Origin of the sequence: Fibrobacter sp. UWH9 (assembly GCF_900129715.1) — a bacterium.
GTDB lineage: Bacteria > Fibrobacterota > Fibrobacteria > Fibrobacterales > Fibrobacteraceae > Fibrobacter.
The window spans coordinates 42955-49775 of the sequence record NZ_FQWP01000021.1; the positions used below are offsets into that span (position 1 = coordinate 42955).

The 6821-nt window shown below is 54.5% G+C and carries 8 protein-coding genes and 2 tRNA genes; 7 read left to right on the forward strand and 3 right to left on the reverse strand.

Translation table 11 applies throughout. The features are described from left to right. The first annotated feature begins 16 nt into the window (after positions 1-16). From BUB94_RS13545 to BUB94_RS13565, 5 genes are read left to right on the forward strand one after another with little or no spacing between them, the layout of a single operon-like run. Positions 17-388 carry a c-type cytochrome gene (locus BUB94_RS13545; protein WP_073237955.1) on the forward strand — a complete coding sequence of 124 codons (372 nt, stop codon included), beginning with the start codon at positions 17-19 and terminating at the stop codon, positions 386-388. Continuing rightward, entirely contained in the window at positions 385-918 is a 534-nt protein-coding gene (locus tag BUB94_RS13550; protein ID WP_073161425.1) for a cytochrome c3 family protein, read from the forward strand. Before BUB94_RS13545 ends, BUB94_RS13550 begins: the two co-directional genes overlap by 4 nt. Before the next feature lie 4 nt (positions 919-922). Further along, positions 923-1804 carry a 4Fe-4S dicluster domain-containing protein gene (locus BUB94_RS13555; RefSeq protein WP_083538293.1) on the forward strand — a complete coding sequence of 294 codons (882 nt, stop codon included), beginning with the start codon at positions 923-925 and terminating at the stop codon, positions 1802-1804. Then, a complete protein-coding gene (locus BUB94_RS13560) occupies positions 1804-3579 on the forward strand; it encodes a c-type cytochrome (RefSeq protein ID WP_073237960.1) in 1776 nt (591 codons plus the stop codon). The genes BUB94_RS13555 and BUB94_RS13560 overlap by 1 nt, the downstream gene beginning before the upstream one ends. Beyond that, entirely contained in the window at positions 3576-4025 is a 450-nt protein-coding gene (locus BUB94_RS13565; RefSeq protein WP_073161427.1) for a hypothetical protein, read from the forward strand. Before BUB94_RS13560 ends, BUB94_RS13565 begins: the two co-directional genes overlap by 4 nt. On the opposite strand, the gene BUB94_RS13570 is transcribed toward BUB94_RS13565, so the two are convergent. Further along, the gene (locus tag BUB94_RS13570; RefSeq protein WP_073237963.1) at positions 4006-4791 is read right to left on the reverse strand and encodes a glycosyltransferase family protein; all 786 of its coding nucleotides are present in this window, start codon (positions 4789-4791) and stop codon (positions 4006-4008) included. The genes BUB94_RS13565 and BUB94_RS13570 overlap by 20 nt on opposite strands. Positions 4792-4816: 25 nt before the next feature. Continuing rightward, on the reverse strand, positions 4817-5827 hold the full coding sequence (locus BUB94_RS13575; RefSeq protein ID WP_073237966.1) for a PorV/PorQ family protein: 1011 nt from the start codon (positions 5825-5827) through the stop codon (positions 4817-4819). 74 nt (positions 5828-5901) lie between these two features. On the opposite strand from BUB94_RS13575, the gene BUB94_RS13580 reads away from it, so the two are divergent. Next, a tRNA-Lys gene (locus BUB94_RS13580) sits at positions 5902-5974 on the forward strand. Between the two features lie 49 nt (positions 5975-6023). Then, a tRNA-Pro gene (locus tag BUB94_RS13585) sits at positions 6024-6097 on the forward strand. 140 nt (positions 6098-6237) lie between these two features. On the opposite strand, the gene BUB94_RS13590 is transcribed toward BUB94_RS13585, so the two are convergent. After that, on the reverse strand, positions 6238-6672 hold the full coding sequence (locus BUB94_RS13590; protein ID WP_175549734.1) for a hypothetical protein: 435 nt from the start codon (positions 6670-6672) through the stop codon (positions 6238-6240). Between the last annotated feature and the right edge of the window lie 149 nt (positions 6673-6821).

Genomic DNA, 6821 nt, shown 5'->3' on the forward strand with positions numbered 1-6821 from the left:
TGGTATATTTCACTTTATGATGGGAGTTCGTTTTAAGTTTTTAGTCGGTGTGTTTGTGCTGGTGAGCGGCCTGTTCGCTCTTGATTTTGCCTTGCCCGAAGTAACCCCGGAACTTAAGACCAACGCCCGTGAGTTTTTCGATGACGAGTGCAAGGGCTGTCATCGTTGGGCCCGAAAGTTTGCCGCCCCTCCCATGCACGACAACGCCGCCCAATACGAGTCTAACCCCCAGGAACTGGTGCAGTACTTGATGCACCCCACGCCCAAGCACCCCGACGAATGGCCTGCCATGGACATTACGCCCCTGACCGAGCCCCAGGCCAAGATGATGACGGCCTGGCTTCTGTACCTGCTAAAGAATCCCGATGACCAGACGAGGCCCAAATGAAGTTTCTGGGCTTGGCATTTGCCATTGTCTGTGCCTTCTTGCTTGGGGATTTCCTTTGGAGCCAGAGCCCTGTGGATTCTCGGGTAGGAAACGCAAACTTTAAAGACAACGCAATTCCCTTCGATCATCAGCTTCATGGTGATTCCATCGGCATGGACTGTGCCGCCTGCCATAGCGGATCCCGTTCCGGTGGGCGGGCCCTGCTGCCTTCTAAGAGGGACTGCATGGATTGCCACCGCCTGCCTTTAACCGAAAGCGAAGGCATCGAAAAGCTGGATGAAGTTTTGGCCAAGGCTCCCGAAGAACCCTGGAAGGTGGTCCCCAAGCTGCCGGAACATGTGGTGTTCCATCACGGCGTTCATAATGCCGCCGGCGTAAAATGTGCCGATTGCCATGGGGGTGTCGCCCGCAACAACTACGGCGGCGAAAAGTTCGACATGAAGTCTTGCCTGCAGTGCCATCGGGGCGAAACATTCCAGGATCGCCAATTCAAGAAGGCGGCCACTTACTGCGCCGCATGCCATAGGTAATTTTATGAACCGTCGTGAATTCATTAAGGCATGTTCTCTGATGGCTGCGGCCGGCCTGCTGTTTGGCTGCCGCAAGATTCCCTTTGTGGGGGAGACCCCTTCGGCCCCCAGCCTAAAGCGATTCCAGGACGAAGTCAAGCTGGCCCTTTCGAAGGCCAAGGAAAGTTTGAACCTGGTGCGAGTCAATGCGCCCGGCCCCTTGAAGGGCGCCGGAGCCTCCCACGTCAACCGCTTTGGCATGGCCATCGACCTGGATGTCTGCGACGGTTGCGGCAAATGCATTCTGGCTTGCAACCTAGAGAATAATGTGCCGCTGGTAACCGACGAAGAAGCCGCCGACGGTCGCTTTATGCATTGGATCGAACCACACGGAGCCGCCCCCTTTATGTGCGCCCACTGCGAGGGCGCACCCTGCGAAAAAGTTTGCCCCACAGGAGCCGCCAACCACACACCCGACGGCGTTAGCGCCATGATGTACAAGCGTTGCGCCGGCTCCCGTTTTTGCGGAGCCAACTGCCCCATGCATGCCCGCAAGTTCAACTTTAACGATGCTCAGAAAATGGGACTGGCTCACCAGTTCAATTCTCAGGTTCCCCTCCGCGAAAAAGGCGTCATGGAAAAATGCAGCCTTTGCCTCCATCGCCTTCAAGATGACCGCGCCCGCTTCAAGACCGAGGCAGCCCTTTTGCCCAATGGCGGTGAATGGCTTGGTCGCGGTGTAAAGACCGCTTGCGCCGAAGCCTGCCCCAAGGGGGCGATCGTTTTCGGAAACTGGCTAGACGAAAAGTCGCCCCTGGTTGAGGCCACCCGAAACCGTCAACTGTATGCGCCCAAGGAACTGGCTGCCTTTGGTCCGTCTGTTGTCTACATGATGGGGAAGCGCTAGTGCAGGGTTGGACTATCCAGAAAATCTTGTTCTACGTGGGCCTGGTGCTGTTCTTGCCTGGGCTTGCCGCCTTGGGCTATACCCTTTACGAAGGCCCCGCAGCGTGGGCCACCGATGGCAACACCTTCTGGGGAACGCCCATCGCGTTGTTCGTTTTCTGGATCGGCCTTGCCCACGCGGGTACGCTGATCTCTGCCATCTTCTTGGCGCTGGGCGTGCGCATGGACCGCCGCACCGCAGTGATTGCGGAGCTTTCGACACTCTGCAGCCTGGTGATTGCGGCGCTGTTCCCCCTGATGCACCTGGGCGTTATGGAAAACTTTTATATGGTGGCCCCCTTTGCCGATGCCCGCGGAAACTTTGCCAACCTGCGTTCGCCCCTGGTCTGGGATTTCTGCTGCATCGCCGTTTACGGCACCCTGTCGCTGGTCTTCTTCTTTACCCATTTAAAAAGCAACGTGGTTCCCGCCCTGGCGAAACTCCGCCGCCCTCTGGCCTGGCTGCTGTTCCCCCTGGTGCTGTGGGTGCATACCATCGTAAGCCTAGACTTTGCCACCACCTTCGTTCCCCAGTGGCAGGGGGCGTTCTTCCCCATGTACTTTATTGCGGGTGCCATCTACTCGGGGCTGGCTCTTGTGAATGCGCTGCTCTGGGCCGAAGGCTATCGCGTGCGTCTGCTGGAACGCCTGATGCTCTGCTGTTCCTGGACCTTGATCGTCATCTGGTTCTGGGATTTCTTGCAGAAGGGTGAAATCTGCCTACCCGCTGTAATCCTTGCCGGCGTGATTCCCCAGCTGCTTTGGGTGGAAGCCATTCGCGATAACAGGACCTTGCGAGACCTGGTGAACTTCTGCATTCTCTTTGGACTGTTTGCGGAACGCCTCTACCTGGTGATCCCCTCCATGAACACCCGGGATGGAATTCTGCACTGGGCCGATTACGGCCTCATGTCGTTCTCTGTGGGTCTGTTCATCTTGATGTTCTTCCGCCTGCGTAAAAAGCTGGACTCCTACATTGCTGTAGACAGTGCCTACTTTGGCGAAGTGGACGGCAGCGAGCTGGCCCAGAACGAAACGCCCGAAATCGAAGAAGACAACAGCTACAAAGTCCCCTGGACAACCGTGGAATTCAAGATGCTCCGGATGCCGCTGCTGGTGGGCATCCTGTCGGCGGTCCTGTTCTGCGTCTGGAGCTTTGACCAGGAAGTCTTCGTAAGCGCCGGGGCAGGCTTTGTAAACGTGATCCCTGTGCTGTACCCCATCGTGGCCCTGGTGACCACCTTTTTGCTCTGCCTTAAGTTTGTACGTGAAAACCGGGTTTTCCCGAATTTTGGGGTTCGCGGGAAGGTACTGCTAACCTTGATGATCATGATTGTGGCGCTCCTAGGGGGAATGCTTTATGGAGGCGGCTCCTCTACGGCGGCAAGCGTTTCTGCCGACAAACCCTTAAGCGTTTCTGCCGACAGCCACAACCCTGTGCTGCTGTGGAATTCCCGCTGCGCCACATGCCACGGCGCCGATGGAAATTTCAACCAGAAGTTTGTTCGTGAATATTACCCCGTGCCTCAAAAGCTGGACCTGGCCCGCATCGATTCCCTGGGCCTGGATTCCCTGACCGCGGTTATCATGAACGGGCGCAACAACATGAACGCCTTTGGAAATCGTATGACCCAGGCTGACGCCCACGCCCTGGCCGCCTACATGAAACAGCTGGCGGAACAAAAATCCGCGGAACAAAAGGCTGCCGTTGAACCCTCGGACAAGGAGGCTCCATGACAACCTTGCCCAATGCCTTGGCTTGCGTCTTTATTCTGGGCTGCGCCACTTTCCTCTGGCGCAAGAATTCCGGATTCTACAAGAACGGCCTGCTGCTGGCCTTCGCCCTCTTGCTGTTCTGCCTGTTCTCCTTCTTCGCCTTTGATGGAAGCCTGGGACCGGCCGGAGAAATGTACCCCTTCCGCATGATGGGCCTGTGCCTCTGCTTTTCTACAACGTCGCTGCCCAAGTACCGCCGCCGCTATCTGGTGCTGGCTCAAGGGCTGTGGTGCTGGATCGAACTGTTCGGTGGAATCTCGCTGTACTACCGCGGGATGGATGTGGCCTGGACCCGTATTATAGCGCTTGTTGGGATGACCTTCTGCAGCACCCTGCTCTCTAGAATCTCTAGAGAAATGGAATTCTGCCTGATGGTCTTCTGGATCGCTATCTGGATTTTCTTTTAGCTGAAATATCCCTTAAATGCTTTTCGGTCAGCTTGCTCAGGGCTGTGGCCTTGTCTCGCTTGATCTTCAGTTCGCGGGTCTTGAAAAAGTCCAGAACCGTGGTGGGGTGGCATGCGGTAAACTTCATCAAGTTGCTTACGGGGAGCGTCGTGTAAAGCACGTTCCACAGCGGATGAACGCTGGACTCTGCCTTTAAGAATTCCCCGTCTATAACCTTGAATAAATCGTTAGACGTACCTGTTGCTTCTCCCAAATCATTTTCGTTGGCGTGGGCCACCAGATAGGGGACGCTGAACATCTTGCCTCCGGCATGGGCCATGCGCAAACTATAATCCATGAGCCTGAATTCCTTGGGCAATGTCAAGTCGAAAAGTCCGGTACGCTGGATAATGCGCCTAGAGAAAACGCCGATCAGGGGGATGGGGGCCGCCACGTAGCGCAGTTCCTCTTCTTCGCCGATGGGGCTGAACCCGCGGCTGCCATCTACGGCCAGTCCGCCAAAGAAATGGTCACGGGCCTTTACGCGGGGGGCGAAGGCGTCTACCATGGGGAAGCTGTCGGTCTCGATGGCCAACTCGTTCAAGAAGTCTCGGTCGATCTTGATGGAAGGGTGGGCGAATACGATCCACTCGGCTTCCAGCTTTTCTAGGTCGCCGTTCCAGCGGTTGGTATGGAACCAGCCCAGGGCCGGGTCTGTAAAAGGGGGTGCCCAACGGTCGAAATCTTCGCCAGGTTCATCAAAGACAAAAACGTCGAACTGTCGCATGGGTCAACTGCCGAAAAATGCGGGGCTAGAAATTCACGCGGAGGCCAAGGCGGTGTTCGATGCCAAGGCTCTCGGCCAGGTAAGAGAAGCTGTAGTCCAGGGAGAACAGGTTGGCATTGTAGCCCAGACCTGCGCTAACCATGTGGGCATTCTGTGTTTCGTTGGGGCGGCTCTCGGATGCCATCAGTTCCTTGGCGTCGCGGATCAGGTCTAGCCAGGCGCGTTCAAAACCCACGCGGACTGCGAAACTCTGGCCCAGGGCGTATTCGCCACCCAGACTCAGGAACGCCTCTTGATAGCGGGGGAAGTCGCTGTCGGCAAAAACCGTAAGGCGGGGGAGTGACTTGGGCCTAAAGTAGGTGGACACGGCAAAAGTCTGGGACATGGGGTAGTATTCGTTCTCGCCGTCATCGACATAGTCGCGGAGCAGGGAGCCGAAGTCCCTGGCCATAACGGCAAACCCCCAGCGCTTGGAGTCGGATTGCCAGGTAACACCCCAGTCGAATGCCGCACCGACAGCCATACGGTCGCCAGCCTCTTCGGCCAGCTTGTCGGTGGCCACCTTCGCCGTTGCGCCGAAGCTAAAATGCTTGAGGGGGAACGAAATAGAAGCGGTAATCAACTGGCTAAAAGGCTTGTATTCTATATGGGTGGCTTCGCCCAGTTCGTCGTAACCGTCGATGGTGCCGTAATCCAGCCAGTTGTAGGAAACCTGGAAAATATACTTGTCGTAATGCCCTGTATAATAAAGGCTACCCTGATTTTCGGCCAGGTCGCCTGTTTGCCAATGGGCGGCCACAACGTGGTTCTTGCCCTCTGGGAGCCTGACCGAAGCCGGGTTGATCTGTACGATAGAAGGGTCGGTAGAGGGCAGGGCGCCCGCCGACTTTTCGAGAGCCGCATTGCGGGGGCTGTCGAAGGTGTTTATGAAGGAGAAGACCTCTTGACCCGCGTCGCCCTGGGTAAAATAGGCGAAGCTACTAGACGGAATTGCAACGGCCAATGCCAGTACGGGTAAAGAGAATCTGGAAGTCATGGTCTAAATTTATAAATAAATTCCAAGGTCTGTCTTTACAAAACGGGAAACCTTTAATATATTTGGTCTCACTCGGGCTACTAGCTCAGTTGGTAGAGCAACGCCCTTTTAAGGCGTGGGTCGAAGGTTCGAGCCCTTCGTAGCTCAGGAAAGGCCGGTTTCGAGTAATCGGAATCGGTCTTTTCTTTTAAATAATCGGGGTGTAGCTCAGCCTGGTAGAGCGTCTGCTTTGGGAGCAGAATGTCGTCAGTTCGAATCTGGCTACCCCGATACAAGAAAGGCACCCCCTAGGGGTGCCTTTCTTGTATTTGTGCAGTCAGTAAGAGACGGACGAATCAGTTCGATTGAAATTGTCGAGAGCGAAGCGAACATTTTGGCCATCTTCGTGATGTGCCGGGCGAACTTTATAACTAATGAGAAAGTGCGAGGACAAACCAATCCAGCGGTATCAAAAACGCCGCTCCTGCAAAATACAGATTAGCGCTAGAATCATCATTAGATTTTTTATTCAAACCCACATCCAAAAGCAAAACCGTACCCAAAGTCATTGCGATACCAACATAATTCATTATCTTGGAAGTTCTTATCGATTTCTGGTTTGTTTCATTCCCCACCATTACATCGCCACCAAGCGTGTAGCTATCTATAGACATCTGATAATACCGATTAGATTCATACAGCAGCAACCAATCTAGAGGGATAGACGCGATAATCGCGTTTCCGGTTTTCGTCACCCATTCAGGAGTCGATTCCCTATCTGTATCAATCCAAAGAGGTGCAGTCAAGGCAACAGAAAGCAAAAAAGCAAGCCCGCCAATAGCTAAAGTCGCGGCAGAATATCCCATTATTTTGGATTTAGTCAAATACCCGCTGGAATATTCATTTTGCTCTAAAATATTGGCTCTTCATCAACATGTGTGGGTGGCTTCGCCACCCTTTTTTGTTGACTTTCGCCTAAATTAAACAAAAAATGGGCTATTTTCTAAAATTTAAT

Excerpts from the sequence above, each read along its gene's own strand:
- BUB94_RS13545 (WP_073237955.1), top strand. The coding sequence starts at position 17 with ATGATGGGAGTTCGTTTTAAGTTTTTAGTCGGTGTGTTTGTGCTGGTG.
- BUB94_RS13555 (WP_083538293.1), top strand. The coding sequence starts at position 923 with ATGAACCGTCGTGAATTCATTAAGGCATGTTCTCTGATGGCTGCGGCC.
- BUB94_RS13565 (WP_073161427.1), top strand. The coding sequence starts at position 3,576 with ATGACAACCTTGCCCAATGCCTTGGCTTGCGTCTTTATTCTGGGCTGC.
- BUB94_RS13570 (WP_073237963.1), bottom strand. The coding sequence starts at position 4,791 with ATGCGACAGTTCGACGTTTTTGTCTTTGATGAACCTGGCGAAGATTTC.
- BUB94_RS13590 (WP_175549734.1), bottom strand. The coding sequence starts at position 6,672 with ATGGGATATTCTGCCGCGACTTTAGCTATTGGCGGGCTTGCTTTTTTG.
- BUB94_RS13575 (WP_073237966.1), bottom strand. The coding sequence starts at position 5,827 with ATGACTTCCAGATTCTCTTTACCCGTACTGGCATTGGCCGTTGCAATT.
- BUB94_RS13550 (WP_073161425.1), top strand. The coding sequence starts at position 385 with ATGAAGTTTCTGGGCTTGGCATTTGCCATTGTCTGTGCCTTCTTGCTT.